The following is an 18285-nucleotide window of genomic DNA, read 5'->3' on the forward strand; positions in this document are numbered from 1 at the left end:
TTTGAGCTGTGCAGCATTGGGTCTCTATGGGCTGGTTTAGATGTTGACTTCTGGTTTTAAGTCCCTATCCTTTTCCAACACCTATTTTTAAAAGGCAGATGATCTGGGTAACTGCTGTACTTTATTACATATTTCATAAATTCGCTCCTTAATGAGCGACGCTTTGCTTGCAACTCAACAACACAGGCTATGAATTTGTCCTATTGGGAAATAAAGTCTTGGCTTACCGACGTAGATTTTACTGTCGTAGGCAGCGGTATCGTTGGTCTTAATTGTGCCTTGCAACTACGAGAACGCTTCCCAAAAGCCCATATATTAATCTTGGAAAAAGGTGTTTTACCTCAAGGCGCCAGTACTAAAAATGCAGGCTTTGCGTGTTTTGGAAGTTTAAGCGAACTTATAGATGATTTACAACATCACCGCCCAGAAGAGGTATTGCAACTGGTAAGACAACGCATATCTGGATTACAATTACTGCGCACCACTTTGGGCGATAAGGCCATAGATTATCAAGAATTAGGCGGCTATGAGCTCTTTTTAGAGTCTGATGAAGAACTCTATGCCACTTGCGATCATCAAAGAGATGAAGTCAACAAGTTGTTACATCCTATTTTTAACGCTCCTGTATTTTCATTAAAAGAGAACAGCTTTCACTTTAACAAGATCAAAGAGCATTACAGCTTTAATCCTTTTGAAGGTCAAATTGACACGGGTAAAATGATGACTGCCTTATTACAACTGGTATTAAAAAAGAACATCAAGATTTTAAACAATATCAAAGTAGAAGATATCTCACAAAATGGAGCTCAGGTGCACATCAAAACCGATCATTTTGAATTTTTAAGTTCAAAAGTCTTTATAGCGACTAATGGCTTTGCCTCGCGACTTTTAAATGAAACCGTTAAACCGGCTAGAGCACAAGTGCTTATTACTAAACCTATAAAAGACTTATACATCAAAGGAACTTTCCACCTGGATAAAGGCTACTATTATTTTAGAAATATAGACCACCGAATTTTATTAGGCGGCGGTAGGAATCTTGATTTTAAAGGAGAAGAAACTACTGAATTCGATCAAACGGCACTGATCCAAAACAAGCTAGAAGAACTTTTAAAAACCAGTATTTTACCGCACACTCCTTTTGAAATAGACCATCGCTGGTCGGGTATTATGGGAATAGGAGCTACTAAAAAGCCTATTGTAAAACAGCTTAGTAAGGATGTGTTTTGCGGCGTGCGATTAGGAGGTATGGGTATTGCTATAGGCAGTTTAATAGGTAAAGAGTTAGCCGATCTTTTGGATTGATAAAAAGAGCTCCATAATTTCTTTACTAAAAATATGGCCTCGTTTTAAAACAAAAAAAGAAGGCTATTGCTGACGTTCCCTTCTTAAATTGTTTTCGTAGTGCTGTCTCATTGCAAATGCTCCGTTCATACGAACGCGATGCAATCGCGCGCGACGTGGGGAATAACGACTTTTAATGCCTTTTAATAGGTACAAAAAGAAAAGGATGAACTCTATGTCCATCCTTTTACTCGTCAATTAGTATTTCAAATCATTGTCTTACAATGCTTTGTTAATCATTTTATTTCCATCAACTATTTTGACCCATTACCCATACTGATACCAGTTAAAAACGAGCGTTTAAAACAGGAAATACAACATTAGCATATTCAATATTACTTCCACTAGAAATTAATAAATTACCTCTGAATAACGATTTAATAATTTAATTGAAATCTTAAAATGAAACAGGGTGTTTTGACCCCTATAAAACAAGAGTATTCTTTTAAATTTCGTTAGTTAAATTATGCGGTTAATTTATTCATTAAAATTAAGTGTTTGTCAGCGTTCCATTTTTCCATTGGTGTTATTCTTCCTAATAGTCCGTGAAGCCTTTCGCTGTCGTAAAATAGAACATATTCTTTAAGGATTTTTTCTATTTCTCCAAAGGTTCTATATTCAAATCTCTGAAAAACTTCTTTCTTTAAAATTCCGTGATAAGCCTCTATGTGAGCATTTTCTTCTGGTGTTGCTATATGTGTAAATTCTTGGGCCACGCCTATAATTCCTAGATATTCTCTTACGTTCTTGGCAATAAATTGACTTCCATTATCACTTCTAATCACTACATTATTAGGGTATTGATAGTTCATAAATAAGTCAGACAACAATGTTATCACTTGAGCTTGTTTAATTGAAAAAGCAAAAAGGTCTATTAATATTCTTCGCGTATGAACATCTATTACAGATAGTAAATAAGCATTTTTACCAGCACTAGGAATCCAAACCATCTTTATGTCCATTTCTAAACAATCAAAGGGTTTTGTGGTTTTTACTTTTCTGAATTTAACAAACTTGCGCCCAGAACCGCTCCTGTCAATACGGTTTTCTAACTTCAATAGGTTCGCTTCTTTCATTATTCTGTACAGCTTTTTATGGTTAATTACATAACCATCTCGAGTCAAATAAGAGGTCAGTAATCTGTAGCCACAATCTATAAAAGGATGACTTAGTATGGTCTTTACAGACTCCATAACAGAATCCTGAGTAACTAATCCATTCTTATAATGATACGTAAACTCACTTGGCTTATTTCCTTTTCTCCCAAAGCTTGGTCTGCGATAATAACTGCTGTGAACCATTCCTACCATATTGATTATGCTAGTTTTACTGATTTTATATGTGTTAAAAAAAGTATCTACTAAATCTTTCTTGGATCGGACGTCCCAAACTTTTTTTTTAAAAGTTCTCGCTGGACTTCTAGCTCAATCTCTTTGTTGCTTAAAAGCTTACGAAGTATTCTATTTTCCTCTTCTGATTGCTTTAACTCTTTACTACGCGTGTTATAGGTCACTTTTAAGCCTGCTTCACCTTGGGTATCATTTCTTCTTCCAACTATAAAAAGTTCCCGTACTAACCTCGTATTTACGACAGGCTTCAACGATTCCTAATTCTTCAGATGTGGATAGAATTTTTAACTTTTCTTCTAAACTCCATTTCTTGTATTTCATATCTCAAAGGTATTAATTGAAATTTAAAATATCGCTCCGAACTTATTGGGGGCTAAACTAAATAGTATCTAAAACACATCAAATCATTAGCGATTGTAATAATGACATTTCTATTTATTCAACAAATATCAATAATGAAAGTACCGTGTTAATTACAGATAAGAACATAATAAATGAGAATAGGATAGAGAGAATATTGCTACATACCAATCTTTACATAAGCAAGGAGCGCTTGCGTATTGACAATACCATATTGCTTGCCTCTTCCAACAGTCCTAAAGGAATATTACTAAAAGTTTTTGTAATACCTAGGGTCAACAATGAATTATATCAAGGCGAGACGCTACGTAAAGGGACAATAATAACTCTAGAGTTTAAAGATAAACTCATATTAACCGAATACATAAAAACTCAATCATAATGGAAAACCGTACGCTTTCAGAAATGACCTACGAACGGGCAGCAGAAGAATTGGATGACATCCTAGAAAAATTAAAGAATGATGAGGTTAGTATTGATAAATTAGAATCAGTCGTGACTCGAGCCGCTGGGCTATCTAAACTCTGCCAGGAGAAACTGAGAAATACAGAAAAAAAGGTACAGGAGATAATTGAGAAATTAGGACTATGACTGCTGTTTTTCAACGTTAGGTATATGAAAATTAGGGTGGTAAAAAAGCAACTACCATTCGGTTAAACAAAAATTTGGCGACCTTGCAATAGTGCCTTTACCATTGAGTTAAGTGATAGTTGCTCTATTATTTTTATGCGGTGTTATGTTTAGTTTAATTCGCGTTTCGATTTTCATATCATTAATAAATTGTTAATCGAACATTTTCAATAAATGAAAATATTTTGCTTAACCATTACCAAAATTTTTATTTTCTATTGTTTAGTAAACGTTTCTATTAGAATACCTCCGTTATCCTCTTCACGCCATTGCAATCTGTTATCCGTAAGTTCTAGAATTTCAACTACAAAAGGTTCTGGGTCTCCAAAATCCATAACGAGTTGAGTTCCGCTTTTGGTCCAAGTGGCATTTCCAAAATCATTCCCAACATAATCAAATCTAACCGTATTGTCATTCATAAAAAAAACCGTTTCTGTATCAACTTCTGTTTGTCCGTTAAATGTTGCACTTTCAATTTCCCATAATCCTATTATAGATCCATCGGTATTACTTTCATTGTTATCATCATCTGATGAGCAAGATGGTATTATTAGACTGATTAGTATTAAAAAATAAATGTTTGTTTTGTTCATAGTGTTTGTTTAAATTATTTACCACGGTTTTGTATAAATATAGTAGGGCGGTAAAACGCAGCTACAATTCAGTTATACAAAAGCCGAATTTTTAAATTTTTCTTATTATCTTTTTTTCTCAATAAGCCAAATTTAAAAATTTGGCGACATTGCAAAAGTGCAATTTACATTGGGTTAAGCACTCATTACCCTATTATTTTTATACGTCTTAAGTTTGATTTATATTAAAACACCTAGTTTTAGTTATTAATCAGAAAGAACAAAGGAGAGAATTAAGGTTACTATATACGGTGAAGCTTCAGACTTCGACAACATTGATAATCCTCTCTCTTTTACTACTTTAATTACGATCAGTTCTGTGAGACTTTAGATCTCGTTTTCAAGTCGATGTAATACCAGTAGCTGGTTCTTTCATAAATCAATTCTTATGAATAAATATAAAGAAACTTATGGAGTTGACATCAGTAAAGATGTTTTTGATGTGCACGGCAGTAGTTCGGGGCACAATCAGTATAAAAACGATGCGACTGGCTTTAAGAAATTTCTTAAAGACTTACCTAAGGAATCCTTAGTAGTTATGGAAGCTACGGGCTATTATCATTATCGACTTGCTCAGTTTCTTTACAAAAATGAAGTGGTAGTCTCTGTTGTTAATCCTTTGTCTGTAAAGCGTTTTATACAAATGAAATTAGCAAAAGTTAAGACAGATAAAAGCGATGCAAAGATGATCTGTGAGTATGGAATAATTAACGAGGTTCCTTTGTATAATGCCTTAACAGATGTTCAGAGTGAATGTTTGCAATTATTTAGAACCCTAGATAATTATATAAAACACCGCACTGCTACAAAGAATAAAATGCACGGAGAAGAGGTTTTAGGGATACCGTCAAAGTTCACATATCAATCTTTGAGAAGAACTAAGAAGTATTATGATACCGAGATTAAAAAAATTGAAGCAAAGATTCTCTCCCTAGTAAAAGAGGAGCAGCAAGAACAGCTCACCTTGCTAACTTCTGTACCAGGAATAGGCCAGAAGACTGCTTTATTTTTAATCATCGTTACAGATGGTTTTTCTAAGTTTGAAACAGCCTCGCAGTTATGCAGCTATGTAGGCATTACACCAACGACAAGAGTCTCTGGCAGCAGTGTTAGAGGCAGGGCACGGATAAGTAAGGTTGGTAATAGAAAGCTTCGTAATCTATTGTTTTTATGTTCTTTTAATGCCTGTAAGTACAACAAAGCGTGTCGAGAACTTTATGAGCGAATAGTGAACAAAGGTAAAAGCAAAAAACTAGCGCTAATTGCTGTTGCAAATAAGCTAATTAAACAGTGTTTCGCTATCGCAAAATCTGGAAGACCTTATGACGAAACTTACGTTTCTGTCTTGCCTAGATAATTAGAAAAATTTACAATAAAAAACTCAAAGAATCAATCAATTGAATCTCTGAGTCTAGGATAATAGTGTCTCAAAATTAATGAAGAAAAAGGTTGTTTTTTACCTCAGTTCTTTGTTGGCAAATCGTTTTTCTTGTTTTGTCTTTCAGTTTTTAACATTCAACGTGTCGTTTGTTTTCTTGGTTTCTAAAATTTTTGTTTCTTTCGCTAGAGAATCAAATGCAATTAAAGCTTTATTATAATCTATTTCAAGAGAGTCAAATTTAGTCACGACATGTTTATACTTTACTTCTAAAGAATCGTGTCTAATTTTTAAATCTTCATAATTAGATTTTAAATCTTTGTCAAAAAATGATTTATAAATACCAAAGCATCCAAAAATTATAAAAATTGGAAGGTATATGTATTGGTAGGTAGTTAAAAACGGTTTTTTCTTAGTTATTCTTTTCTTTTCTTCTTCAAGAAATTTCTGTGCACCTTTGACTTCTGCTTGTGTAAAATTTTCCCCAGCATTATATTCATAAACATCAGTTGCTTTAGGATAATTTCTTACTAGGTTTCTTGTCAAGACCTTATAATTAACTAATTTATTCGCCATTAAATCTTCAGGTTGAACATTATTTCTCACGGGTAATTCATATTTGCCTTCACGACTAACGGACTGCATAATTACATTCATGATTCCTTTTTCCTGTTCTATTCCCATTACATTTATTGTGAACTTTGCCATATTTATTTATTCTTTAAATTAGTCCATACTTCAATCTGTACTTTATCTCCCAAGTGAAGGTCATCATATTTTTTTTTAACTCCTTCAAATTCCTCAGAGATTAATTTGCAAAGAGTCGAAGTCAAAATTGTATTAATCGATATAACAGTCATGGTTTCCTCCAGTGTTGATTTCTTGTTTTTGTAGATGTAATTATATTGCCTATCACTTATATGCTCTCCATGCGCGTGATTTGAATACAAGTTCCACATATCATTAATTCGGTTGGCATCAATTCCGCTTTTTGTTAATATATCTTTAGTAGACTCTAATTTCGCGCGACTCGGATTCAGATAGTTTTTTTGTTCTTTCAGGCTTGAATTTTGAAATTTTGAATAAAGTTTTACTTTATCTATTATAGTTTTGATATCGTTTTCGATTTTTTTCTTTTTCTCTAAGTTTTTCTTGAATTCGACTGGAAATTTGTTTTGTTTTTGAAGTCCATGCAATTTGTAGATGTCATATCTGAAGTCCTTTTCAATAGTTCCTACTTCGTCAAAAAATAAATAGTACATGATGGCAAAAGACTCAATTTGCATTCTAGTCAAAGCAAATGCAGAAAATAAGTCGGTAATTTCAATTTGTTTGTTTATTATAAAAAAACGGTTTCCTGTAAGTAGGTTTTTTATACTATGATTTGCCATGCCATATCGAAAATATTTGTTTTCAATTTCAGCATGATGGTGTTCGATTTGAACTTTGTAGTCAAAAAGACTTTGAGTTAGGGTAAAGAGGGAATTTGTGAGAATATCAAAATGCTTTAAACGAGACATAATATTATCTGATTTAAAAGCTTGATAAATTTCCAATAAGTATGGTATTCTCTCTTTCATTAAATGTTTGCCAACTTGTTATATCATGCTTATATGACTATTTATCCACTAAGGATCTCTGGATAAACTTATGTTTGTATGTTTTTTATCCAGGTGCATTCTTTTTAAATTATGATTCATCAGCATCTTATTGATGGGAAACCTGCTCATCTATTTTATCAAAATCTAAAAAAGCAGCCTTTTCTTCTATAAGGATTTACTCAAATTAGCATCTAGGTAAAGTTAAGTGCTAAGGCTTTGTTTTACATAGGTATAAATACCCCTATTTAGTTTGTCAATTTTGCTTGCCTCGAACACCTATTTTATGATTCTTACTTGCTTTAATCCCTATCTACGTGTAAATAAACATCAAACTATGGTTATAAGTGTACGGGTTTCCGCAATTGGGCTATTATTTTTAAATTAAGTTGTTGTGTTTCTATACTAAAGAGGAAATAGATGTGATTGTAGATGAAACTGGGAGGTGCTGTGGGAGTAGAAAGAAATGAGGGCTGTATGAGGTCAACAAATTAATCAAACAGCATACACCAGCCTTTTCTCTCTTTACTAGTGTCACTATTAAAAAATCGCTGCAATACCCTATCCATTATTTGGTCCTCTGAGATCTCATTTGAATACTTTTTAGCTTTCTTCCTAGGAGCTTTTTTTTCTTCTAAATCGGTATTGATTTTATCCTGCAACAAGCACAGCTCTTTTTTAGAAAGTTCTTTTGCGATTTGATAAACAGCTTCGGCAGTTAGCATATGAACTTATATTTATATCCTTAGTCATTTAATAGATTCTTTTCCTATAGTTGTTTATTGCTATGACAAAGACCATCCATAAAAAAATGCTTTAGAAGCGATTTTATAAATTTGCTTAACTTGACAAGTAACTTAGTGATCAAGTGGCTTTAGTACGGCTTGTTTATTAGTTCAATGGAAAATATTTATGCCCCCAATAATGCCCCTAAAAAAATAAAAACCTCATAACCTATTAGTTATGAGGTTAAAAGTAGAGAGGAAGGGATTAACTCCATTGATCCCAAAAGGGAATCTTGAACAAACATGTGAATCTTCATCCTGCTGAAAAGCAGGATGGCATCTCTTCAAAAAAAAAGAGCCATCAAGCTGCGCTTGTGGCTCTTTTTTTTTTTGAAGAGTTAAAACCGCCGAAAAGGCGGTTTTAGATTCACTTTTGTAGAGAGGAAGGGATTCGAACCCTCGAAACGTTGCCGTTTACACGCTTTCCAGGCGTGCGCCTTCGACCACTCGGCCACCTCTCTAATTATTGTTAGCGTTTGCAATAATAAGATAATATACCTATTTAAGCCAATTTTTTATCTGAAAGTCTATTCGGTTATTTCTCCTCTTAAGGAGGTCTCAAAGTATTTTCTAAAACTTGCTGGACTATCGGTGTGTTGCAATAAGTACATCATTTTTGCCAGTGCCGCCTCGGTGGTGATATCGTTACCAGACACCAGTCCTATTTTCTGCAGCTGTATACTGGTTTCATATTTCCCCATCGCCACTGCGCCGCCTATACACTGTGTCACATTCACCATTCTGATGCCCTTTTCTAAAGCCTCTTTTAAAAGGTTTACAAACCATTTTTGAGTAGGAGCGTTACCACTTCCATAGGTTTCTAAAACAATACCTTCTAAACCATTGATCTGGCATATCGCTCCCACTACTTCCTCGGTAATTCCTGGAAATAGTTTTAAAACAACCACGCGATCCACAAGATCAGGTCGGTATCGCATGCGGTTGGAATCCGGTACAGGTGTTTTTTCTTGTTTCGCTTTCGCGAAAGCGGGATCATCAACCTGCCATTTCCACAATAAACTTTTATCAATATTTAAATTCACCCCACTAATCGCTAGTGGTGGGTAATTAGGCGAACTAAAGGCTTCAAAATGCTCAGCATTCATCTTTGCCGTTCTATTAGCCCGATACAATTGGTATTCAAAATAAATACAAACCTCCTTAATGATCGGCCCGTCCTGATCCTGCTCTACCGCAAGTTGCAAGCTAGTGATCAAATTCTCCTTGGCATCGGTACGTAAATCACCTATAGGCAATTGGGAACCGGTAAGTATAATGGGCTTGGTAAGATTCTCAAACATAAAACTGAGCGTGCTACCCGTATAAGACATGGTGTCACTACCATGAAGCACCACAAAGCCGTGGTAATCATCATAATTCTTATTGATGACATCACCTAGTTTGCGCCATTCTTCTAGGTTCATGTCTGAAGAATCTATAGGATCGTCAAAAGAAAAGGTATCTATCTCACAATCCAGCTGTTTTATTTCGGGAATATGAACAAGCAACTTTGAAAAGTCAAAAGCTCTTAAAGCTTTGGTCTCCGGGTCTTTCATCATACCGATAGTTCCACCGGTATAAATCAATAGTATTTTAGGCTTCATTAGTGACTGCCAGTTTTTCTTTGTTCAACACGGGTCGTGCATACATGTTTAAGAAGCTTTCTACTGCCTTACGGTCTTCTACATTAACACGTAAACGCAACCTGCGTTCAAACTGCTGCATGTCGTGGTCTGAATAATGCGTTTTGTATTTAGAACTGTTTGTCAGTAAATCATGAGCTACATAATTAGTAGGCCAAAGCTGGTAATTGGTCTGTATTTCTCTATCCAGATGCTGTACAATGCGTTGCAACACTTGATTGGTACTTTGCTCTTCAAGAGCTTCTATATGAAAGGGCTTTGCCGCGTGGATATGGATGTGCTTTTTCTGACCTAAGGCTCCTTTTAAAATACTATTAAAATCTTCATTTTCAGATTTGATGTATTCTTCGTCGGCTTCTTTAGCAAGTAGTTCTGGCACTTTTAAAATATCAGTCGGATCGTACTCGTAAGAAATCGACACCGGGACAATACGCAAATTGTTCAAATAACTCTCTAAACCTTCTTTGCCAGCCGCGAGAGCGATCATTTTAAGCACGCCTTGTTCGGTGATATCGTTACCATCTTTAGTACGGCCTTGACGTTGCGCTACCCATACACTTCTATTGTCTTCGTGAATTAAGGAGTTGATATACTCGCTGAGTTTCTTGCTACTCATTAAAATTTCCCTAGGGCTAACTCCTCTTTTTACTATAAAATTACGAGTAAGACGGCTTAGTGCGTTTACAAAAGGACGCTGTACCAGGTTATCTCCTATAGCGCTTGCTGTTCGTATCAGACCTTTATTAAAAAGGGTGAGGTTGATCAAAGAAGTATCCAGAACAATGTCTCTATGATTTGAAATATAGAGGTAGCTCTTTTTAGGATCTAACTGATCAAAACCCGAAGTAGTAAGTCCTGCACTAGATTCTGTTAGCACGGTCTCAACCGTTCTACAAATCACATCACGCTGAAAATCATTGATAGATTTACAAGAGAGTATGATCTTTTTTGCCTCTTCGTAGTCCATGTCTTTAAACGTGTACTGGAAAAGTGATTTTATCATGGGGTGACGCACTGCGCTCTGAAGCGCAATTTGTACTTCAGCGTCATTAAAAAACCGTATGTCGTCGTATCTATTCAAATCTTTGGGCTATAAAAACAAATGTAATGATCTCCTTTTTATATACCGAAGACTTGGCGCGAATTTAAAGTTGTGATTTCTGCAATTTCTTTAAACTCTTTGTTATAAATCAGAGCTAGCTTCTCTGCTACTTGAATTAAATAGGCACTTTCATTGCGTTTGCCGCGGTAAGGGGCTGGCGCGAGATAAGGGGCATCTGTTTCTATTACAATTTCAGAAAGCGGAATTTGATGGAGAAACTGATCTATTTTACCGTTCTTAAAAGTAACCACCCCACCTATTCCTAATTTCATTTTTAAGTCTACAGCGCGTTGTGCTTGTTCTAAATCACCAGTAAAACAATGAAAAATGCCATGAAGTGCCGTTCCTTTATAATCGTCTAGGACTTCAAAGACTTCGTCAAAAGCCTCCCGACAGTGAATGGCAATAGGCAGTTTCTTATCGATAGACCACTGGATTTGCGTATGAAAAGCTTCTTGTTGTTGCGATTGAAAACTCTTATCCCAATACAGATCCATCCCTATTTCGCCCACTGCTATATAAGGCTCCTTTTCTAGCATTTCTGAAACATGAGCCAGCTCTTCTTTGTAGTTTTCCTTCACATGTGTCGGGTGTAAACCACACATTAAATGAACTTGAGTTGGATATTTTTTTTTAAGACTCAGCATCGCATCTGTATAACTCGCATCTATGGCTGGTACAAAAAAACGTTCTACTCCAGCATCAAGAGCTCGTTGCATCATCGCCTCTTGGTCCTCATCAAAAGCCTCACTGTATAAATGGGTATGTGTATCTGTCAAAATCATAAGGCAAAAATAAGGATTGCTATAGGCATGCTTTGCCTTTTTTAGAAGAAGTTTGCGCTGCAGTTGTTTTGCTTTCTTTTTTTTAAAAGAAGTGCATACCACAGTTGTTGACCTAAGAAAGCTCCATTATATTTACCTCTTAAACCTATTTCATGGCATCGCTTAAAAAATTACTTCTATCCCAAGGCTATATAGCGCACCAACTCAGAGTGGCATCAAAAAGTGGTCATCTAGTTACCAAAGCATCCATAAATGGTCATCTGGGAAGGTTTATTATAGACACAGGTGCCAGTGCTACTTGCGTAAATCAAGCCATGTATAAAGAATTTCAACTAGAAACAGAATTTATGGACCGACAAATAGGTACAGCTAGTGGTTCTCTAAGACCACGTATTTCTCATCACAATACCTTAGAATTAAGTGATTGGTCAGATGAAGATGTCACCTTATTAAGTATGGATATGAGCTTTATCAATACCGCCCTTAAAACAGAAGGAATGCGTTCTATACAAGGATTATTAGGAGCCGACTTCTTGATCGCTGCAAAAGCAATTATAGATTACAAAGGCAAAAAGATGTATTTAAAGCCATAAAAAAAGCCTTGATAGTGATATCAAGGCTTTTTTTTAAATGAGGTTGTCATCAATAGGAAACACTAAAGGTTCCGTTGGTGATATCAAAATTATTGGGTGGACCGGTCACAAAGTTAAAAGTTCCAGAAACCGTATTTGCTGCAGGGTCTGCTGTTAAAATTTCTAAAGTACCCGTTACCGAGATGGCACTAGCACCACCGCTAGTCGTATAAGTAGCTGTATAATCGCCACTTGAAGCAAATGGGTAGGAACCAGGAGTTATCGCACCTGGAAAACTTAATGTTATTGCCGCTGAGCTATTAGCACCACTTACTAAAATAGTTCCAAAAGAATCCACACCAGCTACCGTTTGAGGGTTGAGAGCAACACCATCCACATTTGCATTAAAGCTGTCTGTAGTAGACCCACCGCCGCCTGTACCTAATGCTCCACCAAATGGCACTTGAAAAATAATACCTCTTCTCATATAGAGAGAGTCTGCATTATTTGCTAAGTAACTCACAAAACTAAAAGTTCCCGTAACCCCACTTTGAGCGTTTACAGAAGTAAGACGTACTTCTCCGTTTCCGTTTCCTAGGTTAGAAGAGAAACTCTCAGAACCGTTAAAGGTATAAATAGCCTCACTTTGAGAACCTGCATCTAATCTATACGTGCCTACACCATCACCGTCAAGGTTAAACTCCAATGTTTCTAGAGGATTTTGTCCAACTACCCTAAGTGTTCCATCTGCATTTACCGTAGCGCTCATTTGGGAGGACTTAAAAAATTCTCCATTGCGTACCGCTTGGATCGCAGGTGTATTATCTTCTTCTAAATTTTCAGAACAAGATCCAAAAGAGATGACAGCAAGAGCTATCAACAAGTATTTACTAATCAGTTTCATAGAATAAAATATGTGTTGCAACAAATGTAAATAAAATATAAAGATATGATGTATATTATTAAATAAATGATATTTTTGCAAACTCAAATTAATAATCAGGGTCGGGCACCCATAAACTTTAATAGTTATGCCAGTAAAAATTAGATTACAAAGACACGGTAAAAAAGGAAAACCATTTTATTGGATCGTTGCAGCTGATGCACGTTCAAAAAGAGATGGTAAATACCTTGAAAAATTAGGCACTTACAACCCTAACACCAACCCAGCAACAGTAAATCTAGATGTAGATGGTACTGTAACTTGGTTAGAAAATGGTGCACAACCTACAGACACAGCGCGTAACTTATTGAGCTACAAAGGTGTGATGATGAAGAAACACCTTAAAGGTGGTGTTCTTAAAGGTGCATTTACAGAAGAGCAAGCTGAGGAGAAATTCACGGCATGGCTATCTGAAAAAGAAGGTACGATCTCTGGTAAGGCATCAGGTCTTCAAGCAGATGCTGACGCAATGGCTGCAAAAGCTCTAGAAGCTGAAAAAGCAGTAAATGAAGCTCGTATCGCAGCAAATACTCCAGAAGTAGTTGAAGAACCAGCTGCTGTAGGTGATGATGCAACAGAAGAAGAAGAGTAAAAAACAAGGCCATGCGTAAAGAAAAATGTTTTTACGTTGGTACTGTAGTTAATAAATTTAGCTTTAAAGGGGAGTTACTAGTTAAACTAGACACAGACGAACCAGAGCTTTTTACAGAAATGGAATCAGTTTTTATCGAGATCGGTAAAAACTTGGTTCCATTTTTTATTGAATCTAGTCAGCTGCACAAATCACTCCTTCTTAGAATAAAAATAGAAGATATAGATGACGAAGCTGCGGCAGACGCAATGATGAAGAGAGATCTTTATCTACCTCTTTCTTTTCTTCCTGCACTAGAAGGGAATAAATTTTACTTCCATGAAGTCATCAATTATAAGATGATAGATACCAATCATGGCGATATAGGCACCATTACAGGTATCAACGATATGACTACTCAAGCACTTTTTGTAGTAGATCACAACGGAGATGAAATTCTGATTCCGGTCAATGATCATTTTATTGATCAATTAGACCGAGAAAACAAGACCATTACTGTTACCACACCAGACGGGTTGATAGACCTGTATCTTTCTTAAGCGGTATAAATTACTTTTTATCATGAGCCTATTCAAATTCAAAGAATTTACCATAGCTCAAGACCGCTGTGCTCAAAAAATAGGCACTGATGCTGTTTTATTGGGCGCTTGGGTAAGAACTTCTCAAGAACCCAGAACCATCCTTGATGTAGGAAGTGGTACCGGAGTTATTTCTTTGATGCTCGCACAAAGGTTTCCCAACTCCCATATAGAAGCTGTGGAAATAGATGTAGATGCCTACGAGCAAGCAACAGAAAACTTTGAAAACAGTCCATGGGGCAATCGCTTATTTTGTTTTCATGCTGCCTTCCAAGAGTTTTATGAAGAGGTAGAAGAACGTTACGATCTCATTGTGAGTAACCCACCATTTTATGATGCCGTCAGTGTCAAGAATACAGAACAGATCGAGGACAAACGCCAGCAAGCTAGATTTGATGACGCCTTGGCTTTTGAAGAACTGGTTTATGGTGTTTATCAATTGCTGGAAAGCGATGGGACTTTTGCCTGCATTATTCCTAAAGATAGAGAAAAGCGTTTTCTAGAAATAACGTCTCATTTTCAGTTAGAACCCGTGCGCACGACATACGTTAAAGGCACGGAAGACAGTAAAGTAAAAAGGTGCTTGATGGAATTTCGCTTTCGAGCCATGCCTGCCGGCAGGCAGAAAAGCGTGAAAAACAACTCTGCTATTCCTAAAATAGAAACGCTCGTCATTGAAAAATCAAGACACGATTATACAGAAGTTTATATAGGTCTTACAAAAGACTTTTACTTGAAAATGTAGATTTTACGTCATCTCGTAAAGATTTGTAGAATAGCATTATTACGATACTTAGAAAAACAACTCGCAATCGATTGAAAGATTAAAAATAATTAGGCCAGATTCCTTAAGAATCAATTATTTTTACGACCAAATTACTCTAATAACAAAACCTTTAAATTTTGTATTTTTAGTTTTGTATTTAACATTTAAAGAATGAAACCAGATTTATTTGAAGCACCAGATTATTATAACCTGGACGACCTTTTAACTGAAGAACATAAAATGATACGCGATGCTGCCCGTGCATGGGTAAAACGTGACGTATCCCCTATTATAGAACAAGCAGCGCAAGATGCAAAATTCCCTAAGAGCATTATCCCAGGCCTAGCTTCCATCGGAGCTTTTGGCCCGTATATTCCTGAGGAATACGGTGGTGCTGGACTGGATCATATTTCTTACGGATTGATCATGCAAGAAATAGAACGTGGAGATAGCGGTGTAAGATCTACGGCTTCTGTACAATCTTCTCTAGTCATGTACCCGATATGGAAATACGGTAGTGAAGAGCAACGCATGAAATTCTTACCTAAACTTGCTAGCGGTGAGTTTATGGGATCCTTCGGTCTTACAGAGCCTGATCATGGTTCTAATCCGTCTGGAATGATCACTAATTTCAAAGATGCTGGAGATGGAGAAAACGTTATTCTTAACGGCGCAAAATTGTGGATATCTAACAGTCCGTTTTGTGATGTAGCTGTTGTATGGGCAAAAAATGAAGAAGGACGCATACATGGGATTATTGTGGAGCGTGGTATGGAAGGATTTACAACTCCAGAAACTCACAACAAATGGTCACTGAGAGCCAGCGCTACCGGTGAGTTGATTTTTCAAGATGTCAAAGTACCTAAAAGCAATATTTTACCTAACAAATCTGGATTAGGAGCACCCTTAGGTTGTTTGGATTCTGCTCGTTTTGGTATTGCTTGGGGAGCCATAGGAGCTGCCATGGATTGTTATGATACGGCATTGCGTTATGCAAAGCAACGCATCCAATTCGGTAAACCAATTGCTGCTTTTCAATTACAACAAAAGAAACTAGCTGAGATGATTACCGAAATTACAAAGGCGCAGTTACTTGCTTTCCGTTTGGGACAATTAAAAAATGAAGGTCGTGCAACATCGGCACAGATCTCTATGGCAAAACGTAACAATGTAGAAATGGCCATTAATATCGCTCGTGAAGCGAGACAGATTTTAGGCGGTATGGGAATTACTGGAGAATACAGTATCATGCGCCACATGATGAATCTTGAAAGTGTGATTACTTATGAAGGTACTCACGATATTCATTTATTGATTACTGGACTAGATATTACTGGTGAGAACGCTTTTAAGTAGCATTTATTAAAAAGGCATCCTATTTAAAGGCTTAGAAATTTTATATTTCTAAGCCTTTTTTTAATTTCTAAACACCAATTATGAAAAACCTATGCTATACCTTACTCCTACTTTCTTCCATTTCATCTTTTGCCCAAAACGACTCTATCCTTAATTTTCAAGACGAAACTATTTATAGGATCAATATCCTACTACCCGGACTGGAAATAGAAAAAGACGTTTACAAAGATTTTTCTGTGGTTGGAAATCTAGGCCTATTTCCAGGTTATTATAAAAACAACAATCTGTTTAGTAATAGTGAGGAAGGATTCTTTTTCATCCCTTTCATAGATTTACAAGTCAGATATTACACTAATTTTAATCGCAGAATTGAAAAAGGAAAAACAATTGTTAAGAATACTGGTAATTTTGTAGCTTTAAAATTTACCAATTATTTCGGAACAGCAACAGACCATCGCAGTACAGAATCCGTAAGAATTGCAGGCATGGCTTACGATATTCAACGCACTTACTGGGATCACTGGCATCTTAATTTTGAAAGTGGTCTTATGGCAAATTTTAGATGCTGACAGAAATGATACTACCGTATTACCTTGGATTTCTTTTCAAATTGGATATACTTTTTAACTCGCTTTTGAAAATGGAATAGACATCACTCAAAAAAAGAGTTAATCATTTATTAATTCCGTTTTTTAAAGTGAAAACTACAAAGCCAGTCTTTATTTTTGCGGTATAATAAATGACCATGAACGAGAATAGCATATCCATCCATATCAGCGACGTACGCAAACGATTATTGCATCATGAACTCTACTCTCAAATAAAAACGGACCAAGACCTAAGGACTTTTATGTCTTCTCATGTCTATGCTGTTTGGGACTTTATGTCGCTCTTAAAAGCCTTACAAAATTCACTTACCTGCACCTCTACCCCATGGATGCCCAAAGGAAATCCAGACCTGAGATACCTCATCAATGAGATCGTACTCGCTGAAGAAACAGATAGGGATCAACATGGCAACAGGTTGAGCCATTATGAAATGTACCTCAATGCCATGAATGCCGCAGGAGTTTCTACGGACAAAGCCCAAAATAATATTACAGCATTATCTCAGTCCAATCAAATCCTGGAAGAAATTGACTGCTCCACATTAGCTTCACATATCAAACAGTTCTTGACATCCACCTTTACCATCATTAACAGAGGAAAAGATCACGAGATTGCAGCCGCTTTTACTTATGGTAGAGAAGACTTGATTCCTGAAATGTTTACAGAGATTCTTAGCGGATTAGCAACAACAAAAATAGAAACTGATCTGGAACCGATTACCTACTATTTTGAAAGACATATTGAATTAGACGGCGATGAGCACGGACCTATGTCACATAAAATGGTGGCCTTGCTCTGTGGAGATGATGAGGTAAAATGGCAAGAAGCAGCTCAAGTTTCTAAAGAGGCCCTAGAGTCTAGAATTACATTATTTGACGGTATCTTAAAACAAATCAATTCGTCAGCATTAGAATTGGTTTAACTCCAAATACAAAAGCCGATTCTTATGAATCGGCTTTTGTATCTTTATATAGTCCACTATTACAGCTCTATAGGATCTCTGTTATCTTCTTCTAAAGTTTCCCCTGAAATATCTATGACGGTTTCAATTTGCGGCGCGTGTTTTTTGATGGTGAGTTCCACACCAGATTTAAGGGTCATTTGATTGACATGACAACCTACACAAGTACCTAGTAAACGAACTTTTACAAACTTATCTTGCTCTATAGAAACCAGTTCTATATCTCCTTTATCTCTTTGTAAAAAAGGTCTGATCTCTTGTAATCCTGCTTCTATCGCCGCTGTCAGCTCTGCTCCAGTCAT

The 18285-nt window shown here is 36.2% G+C and carries 21 protein-coding genes and 1 tRNA gene; 10 read left to right on the forward strand and 12 right to left on the reverse strand.

Translation table 11 applies throughout. From position 1 onward, the window contains the following. Positions 1–189: 189 nt before the first annotated feature. On the forward strand, positions 190–1305 hold the full coding sequence (locus F0365_RS03055) for an NAD(P)/FAD-dependent oxidoreductase (protein WP_169932337.1): 1116 nt from the start codon (positions 190–192) through the stop codon (positions 1303–1305). A 503-nt stretch (positions 1306–1808) separates the two neighbouring features. Here F0365_RS03055 and F0365_RS03060 read toward each other — a convergent pair. Next, positions 1809–2654, reverse strand: coding sequence for a DDE-type integrase/transposase/recombinase (locus F0365_RS03060; RefSeq protein WP_169932339.1), 846 nt, complete (start codon positions 2652–2654; stop codon positions 1809–1811). Positions 2655–2882: 228 nt separating this feature from the next. Then, positions 2883–3014, reverse strand: coding sequence for a transposase (locus F0365_RS16500; protein ID WP_240961855.1), 132 nt, complete (start codon positions 3012–3014; stop codon positions 2883–2885). Between the two features lie 420 nt (positions 3015–3434). Between F0365_RS16500 and xseB the strand changes: the two genes are divergently transcribed. Continuing rightward, the gene (xseB, locus tag F0365_RS03070; protein WP_169932340.1) at positions 3435–3644 is read left to right on the forward strand and encodes an exodeoxyribonuclease VII small subunit; all 210 of its coding nucleotides are present in this window, start codon (positions 3435–3437) and stop codon (positions 3642–3644) included. A gap of 254 nt (positions 3645–3898) precedes the next feature. Here the strand turns inward: xseB and F0365_RS03075 are convergent, their stop codons facing one another. Beyond that, entirely contained in the window at positions 3899–4276 is a 378-nt protein-coding gene (locus F0365_RS03075; protein ID WP_169932341.1) for a lipocalin family protein, read from the reverse strand. Positions 4277–4703: 427 nt separating this feature from the next. On the opposite strand from F0365_RS03075, the gene F0365_RS03080 reads away from it, so the two are divergent. After that, positions 4704–5672, forward strand: coding sequence for an IS110 family transposase (locus F0365_RS03080; protein ID WP_169932342.1), 969 nt, complete (start codon positions 4704–4706; stop codon positions 5670–5672). Positions 5673–5816: 144 nt separating this feature from the next. On the opposite strand, the gene F0365_RS03085 is transcribed toward F0365_RS03080, so the two are convergent. The 7 genes from F0365_RS03085 to F0365_RS03115 form a co-directional block, all read right to left on the reverse strand. Beyond that, positions 5817–6401 carry a hypothetical protein gene (locus tag F0365_RS03085; protein WP_169932343.1) on the reverse strand — a complete coding sequence of 195 codons (585 nt, stop codon included), beginning with the start codon at positions 6399–6401 and terminating at the stop codon, positions 5817–5819. Positions 6402–6403: 2 nt separating this feature from the next. After that, complete coding sequence (locus tag F0365_RS03090) at positions 6404–7273, reverse strand: hypothetical protein (RefSeq protein WP_169932344.1); 870 nt, start codon at positions 7271–7273, stop codon at positions 6404–6406. Between the two features lie 509 nt (positions 7274–7782). Next, entirely contained in the window at positions 7783–8016 is a 234-nt protein-coding gene (locus F0365_RS03095) for a hypothetical protein (RefSeq protein WP_169932345.1), read from the reverse strand. A 436-nt stretch (positions 8017–8452) separates the two neighbouring features. Continuing rightward, a tRNA-Ser gene (locus tag F0365_RS03100) sits at positions 8453–8537 on the reverse strand. Positions 8538–8603: 66 nt separating this feature from the next. Beyond that, positions 8604–9680: an asparaginase gene (locus F0365_RS03105; RefSeq protein ID WP_169932346.1), complete on the reverse strand. Its 1077-nt coding sequence runs from the start codon at positions 9678–9680 to the stop codon at positions 8604–8606. Continuing rightward, positions 9670–10800, reverse strand: a complete 1131-nt coding sequence (locus F0365_RS03110; protein ID WP_169932347.1) for a 1-acyl-sn-glycerol-3-phosphate acyltransferase — start codon at positions 10798–10800, stop codon at positions 9670–9672. Before F0365_RS03110 ends, F0365_RS03105 begins: the two co-directional genes overlap by 11 nt. A gap of 38 nt (positions 10801–10838) precedes the next feature. Further along, positions 10839–11606, reverse strand: a complete 768-nt coding sequence (locus F0365_RS03115; protein WP_169932348.1) for a TatD family hydrolase — start codon at positions 11604–11606, stop codon at positions 10839–10841. A 152-nt stretch (positions 11607–11758) separates the two neighbouring features. Here F0365_RS03115 and F0365_RS03120 point away from each other — a divergent pair, with 152 nt between their 5' ends. Further along, the gene (locus F0365_RS03120; RefSeq protein ID WP_169932349.1) at positions 11759–12199 is read left to right on the forward strand and encodes a TIGR02281 family clan AA aspartic protease; all 441 of its coding nucleotides are present in this window, start codon (positions 11759–11761) and stop codon (positions 12197–12199) included. 49 nt (positions 12200–12248) lie between these two features. Here the strand turns inward: F0365_RS03120 and F0365_RS03125 are convergent, their stop codons facing one another. Beyond that, positions 12249–13082 (reverse strand): DUF6252 family protein, encoded by an 834-nt coding sequence (locus tag F0365_RS03125; RefSeq protein WP_169932350.1) that lies wholly within the window; start codon positions 13080–13082, stop codon positions 12249–12251. A 127-nt stretch (positions 13083–13209) separates the two neighbouring features. On the opposite strand from F0365_RS03125, the gene F0365_RS03130 reads away from it, so the two are divergent. From F0365_RS03130 to F0365_RS03155, 6 genes are all read left to right on the forward strand, one after another. Then, a complete protein-coding gene (locus F0365_RS03130; protein ID WP_169932351.1) occupies positions 13210–13713 on the forward strand; it encodes a 30S ribosomal protein S16 in 504 nt (167 codons plus the stop codon). A gap of 11 nt (positions 13714–13724) precedes the next feature. Beyond that, a complete protein-coding gene (gene rimM, locus F0365_RS03135; RefSeq protein ID WP_169932352.1) occupies positions 13725–14252 on the forward strand; it encodes a ribosome maturation factor RimM in 528 nt (175 codons plus the stop codon). Between the two features lie 22 nt (positions 14253–14274). Continuing rightward, positions 14275–15036 carry a tRNA1(Val) (adenine(37)-N6)-methyltransferase gene (locus tag F0365_RS03140; protein WP_169932353.1) on the forward strand — a complete coding sequence of 254 codons (762 nt, stop codon included), beginning with the start codon at positions 14275–14277 and terminating at the stop codon, positions 15034–15036. 192 nt (positions 15037–15228) lie between these two features. Continuing rightward, complete coding sequence (locus F0365_RS03145) at positions 15229–16413, forward strand: acyl-CoA dehydrogenase family protein (protein ID WP_169932354.1); 1185 nt, start codon at positions 15229–15231, stop codon at positions 16411–16413. Between the two features lie 80 nt (positions 16414–16493). Continuing rightward, positions 16494–16982 (forward strand): hypothetical protein, encoded by a 489-nt coding sequence (locus F0365_RS03150; RefSeq protein ID WP_169932355.1) that lies wholly within the window; start codon positions 16494–16496, stop codon positions 16980–16982. A gap of 176 nt (positions 16983–17158) precedes the next feature. Further along, positions 17159–17944, forward strand: coding sequence for a DUF3050 domain-containing protein (locus F0365_RS03155; RefSeq protein ID WP_317169835.1), 786 nt, complete (start codon positions 17159–17161; stop codon positions 17942–17944). Positions 17945–18003: 59 nt separating this feature from the next. Here the strand turns inward: F0365_RS03155 and F0365_RS03160 are convergent, their stop codons facing one another. Further along, positions 18004–18285 carry a NifU family protein gene (locus F0365_RS03160; RefSeq protein WP_169932357.1) on the reverse strand — a complete coding sequence of 94 codons (282 nt, stop codon included), beginning with the start codon at positions 18283–18285 and terminating at the stop codon, positions 18004–18006.

Origin of the sequence: Nonlabens sp. Ci31 (genome assembly GCF_012974865.1) — a bacterium.
GTDB lineage: Bacteria > Bacteroidota > Bacteroidia > Flavobacteriales > Flavobacteriaceae > Nonlabens.

What these genes read in the sequence shown, in the direction of transcription:
- F0365_RS03055 (WP_169932337.1), top strand. Translation starts at nt 190, where the DNA reads ATGAATTTGTCCTATTGGGAAATAAAGTCTTGGCTTACCGACGTAGAT.
- F0365_RS03060 (WP_169932339.1), bottom strand. Translation starts at nt 2,654, where the DNA reads ATGGTAGGAATGGTTCACAGCAGTTATTATCGCAGACCAAGCTTTGGG.
- F0365_RS16500 (WP_240961855.1), bottom strand. Translation starts at nt 3,014, where the DNA reads ATGAAATACAAGAAATGGAGTTTAGAAGAAAAGTTAAAAATTCTATCC.
- xseB (WP_169932340.1), top strand. Translation starts at nt 3,435, where the DNA reads ATGGAAAACCGTACGCTTTCAGAAATGACCTACGAACGGGCAGCAGAA.
- F0365_RS03075 (WP_169932341.1), bottom strand. Translation starts at nt 4,276, where the DNA reads ATGAACAAAACAAACATTTATTTTTTAATACTAATCAGTCTAATAATA.
- F0365_RS03080 (WP_169932342.1), top strand. Translation starts at nt 4,704, where the DNA reads ATGAATAAATATAAAGAAACTTATGGAGTTGACATCAGTAAAGATGTT.
- F0365_RS03085 (WP_169932343.1), bottom strand. Translation starts at nt 6,401, where the DNA reads ATGGCAAAGTTCACAATAAATGTAATGGGAATAGAACAGGAAAAAGGA.
- F0365_RS03090 (WP_169932344.1), bottom strand. Translation starts at nt 7,273, where the DNA reads ATGAAAGAGAGAATACCATACTTATTGGAAATTTATCAAGCTTTTAAA.
- F0365_RS03095 (WP_169932345.1), bottom strand. Translation starts at nt 8,016, where the DNA reads ATGCTAACTGCCGAAGCTGTTTATCAAATCGCAAAAGAACTTTCTAAA.
- F0365_RS03105 (WP_169932346.1), bottom strand. Translation starts at nt 9,680, where the DNA reads ATGAAGCCTAAAATACTATTGATTTATACCGGTGGAACTATCGGTATG.
- F0365_RS03115 (WP_169932348.1), bottom strand. Translation starts at nt 11,606, where the DNA reads ATGATTTTGACAGATACACATACCCATTTATACAGTGAGGCTTTTGAT.
- F0365_RS03120 (WP_169932349.1), top strand. Translation starts at nt 11,759, where the DNA reads ATGGCATCGCTTAAAAAATTACTTCTATCCCAAGGCTATATAGCGCAC.
- F0365_RS03125 (WP_169932350.1), bottom strand. Translation starts at nt 13,082, where the DNA reads ATGAAACTGATTAGTAAATACTTGTTGATAGCTCTTGCTGTCATCTCT.
- F0365_RS03130 (WP_169932351.1), top strand. Translation starts at nt 13,210, where the DNA reads ATGCCAGTAAAAATTAGATTACAAAGACACGGTAAAAAAGGAAAACCA.
- rimM (WP_169932352.1), top strand. Translation starts at nt 13,725, where the DNA reads ATGCGTAAAGAAAAATGTTTTTACGTTGGTACTGTAGTTAATAAATTT.
- F0365_RS03140 (WP_169932353.1), top strand. Translation starts at nt 14,275, where the DNA reads ATGAGCCTATTCAAATTCAAAGAATTTACCATAGCTCAAGACCGCTGT.
- F0365_RS03145 (WP_169932354.1), top strand. Translation starts at nt 15,229, where the DNA reads ATGAAACCAGATTTATTTGAAGCACCAGATTATTATAACCTGGACGAC.
- F0365_RS03150 (WP_169932355.1), top strand. Translation starts at nt 16,494, where the DNA reads ATGAAAAACCTATGCTATACCTTACTCCTACTTTCTTCCATTTCATCT.
- F0365_RS03155 (WP_317169835.1), top strand. Translation starts at nt 17,159, where the DNA reads ATGAACGAGAATAGCATATCCATCCATATCAGCGACGTACGCAAACGA.
- F0365_RS03160 (WP_169932357.1), bottom strand. Translation starts at nt 18,285, where the DNA reads ATGACTGGAGCAGAGCTGACAGCGGCGATAGAAGCAGGATTACAAGAG.